This window comes from Kribbella sp. NPDC050281 (assembly GCF_040655855.1).
In the GTDB taxonomy this organism is placed as follows: domain Bacteria; phylum Actinomycetota; class Actinomycetes; order Propionibacteriales; family Kribbellaceae; genus Kribbella.
On sequence record NZ_JBFAKS010000103.1, the window covers coordinates 1 to 1,409 of the forward strand.

The 1,409-nt window shown below is 74.0% G+C and carries 2 protein-coding genes; both read right to left on the reverse strand.

Annotated features, from left to right (window positions below; translation table 11 throughout):
* On the reverse strand, positions 1–189 hold a 189-nt coding region (locus AB0I34_RS44110), incomplete at its 3' end, for a hypothetical protein (RefSeq protein ID WP_360458721.1).
* On the reverse strand, positions 186–1,154 hold the full coding sequence (locus AB0I34_RS44115; protein ID WP_360458724.1) for a PrgI family protein: 969 nt from the start codon (positions 1,152–1,154) through the stop codon (positions 186–188). The genes AB0I34_RS44115 and AB0I34_RS44110, both read right to left, overlap by 4 nt.
* Positions 1,155–1,409 lie beyond the last annotated feature (255 nt).

A 1,409-nucleotide genomic window follows, 5' to 3' on the forward strand; every position in this document is an offset into this window, starting at 1 on the left:
GTCGAGGTGTCCGGGGTAGGTGAGCAGCGGTTCCAACCACCCTGCGCCGACTTCGCGCGGGTAGCCGGCCACCGCGAACGACGCGGACACGGCACCGGGCAGCGTGATGGTCCGCACGCCCACACCGACAGCAGCGGGATGGGCCAGGACACCGGGCTCGTGATCGCGGGTGCGGCGGCGCAGTTTCATGACGTACTCCTGGTCGAGGCGGAGGTGATGAGTTCGTCGGGCAGGGCTTGGCCGGCGGGATGCGCGGCTCCGGGGTCGAGGCACTCGGTGAGCGCCTGGGCGGACTCATCGGCGTCCAGAACGCGGGTGGTGATGCCGAGTGCGGCCAGGGCGCGTTCGGCTTCTGCGGCGCGGCGCAAGACGACCGCGGCCGAGGCGTCGCGCCGGACCGAGCGCCGTCCTCGGCTGCGGGCGGGGTGGTCGCGGAGCACGACGAGGACCTGGCGGGTCAGCAGCTCGCGCGAGGTGTTCAGGTCGACCAGGTAGGCGGCGTGCTCGCGCGCCGCCTGGGCCAGCGCCGCGTGCGGCAGCTCGTCGGCTCGCGCGTCGATGGTTTCGACCAGGCCGGTCAGGTCGGCCAGCCGGGCTCGGGCCAGCAACTGCACGGGCGCTTCCAGCGAGTTCAGCCACCGGCCAAACCCGCCAACCAGAGCGGCCTGCTCGCCCGTGGTGCGCAGGTGGAACGACAACGTGCCGGTCTCCACCAGCACGGCGACGCCGCCGTCGGTGAGTTCGAGCGCACCGTCCGTGTGGATCGCCCGCACCGGAAGCCGCAACGGGGCGGGCAGCTTGCCGCGCAGGCGACACCACCGAGGCGGCCCTGTGACCCCATCGGGCGCGGCCACCAGCCGCTTGTTGGCCCGGCCGTGCAGCAGTGCGGCCAGCGCGAACCGATCGAGGCTCAGCCCGTCCCGCCGTCCGAGCGCGATGGCGATGCCCAAGGCGACGAGCGGCAGCAGGATCGCCGCCAGGATGACCACGGGCAGGAGCCGGTGGAGCAGGTAGTAGACGGCGGCGGCGATCCCACCGGTCAAGGCGACGATGAGGAGCTGGCGGATGGTGAGCCCGTAAGCGATCTTGTCGGGCTGGTTGATGTCGGCCGGGATGCGGGCCAGCAGCGGCGGCGGCTCGGCGTCGTGTTTCATCGGTTCCCCCCTTTGGGCTGGCGCGGGGTGCGGCGGGGTGGCGGGTCGAGCCGCAGGCGGAGCTGGCCGGGGCGCGGTTGGCGGGTGGGCATGCCGGGGAGCCGGTCTTGCACCCACGGCGGCCGGGGGCGAATCCACGGCCCCGAAGCCGAGGGCATGGCCCTGGACGCGCCGGGTGGTGTGGGTGGGCGCGGGACGCGGGTGACGGGGAACGGCAGCGCGAGCTGGGTGCCCTGCCGGGCACGCCTGGCCGAG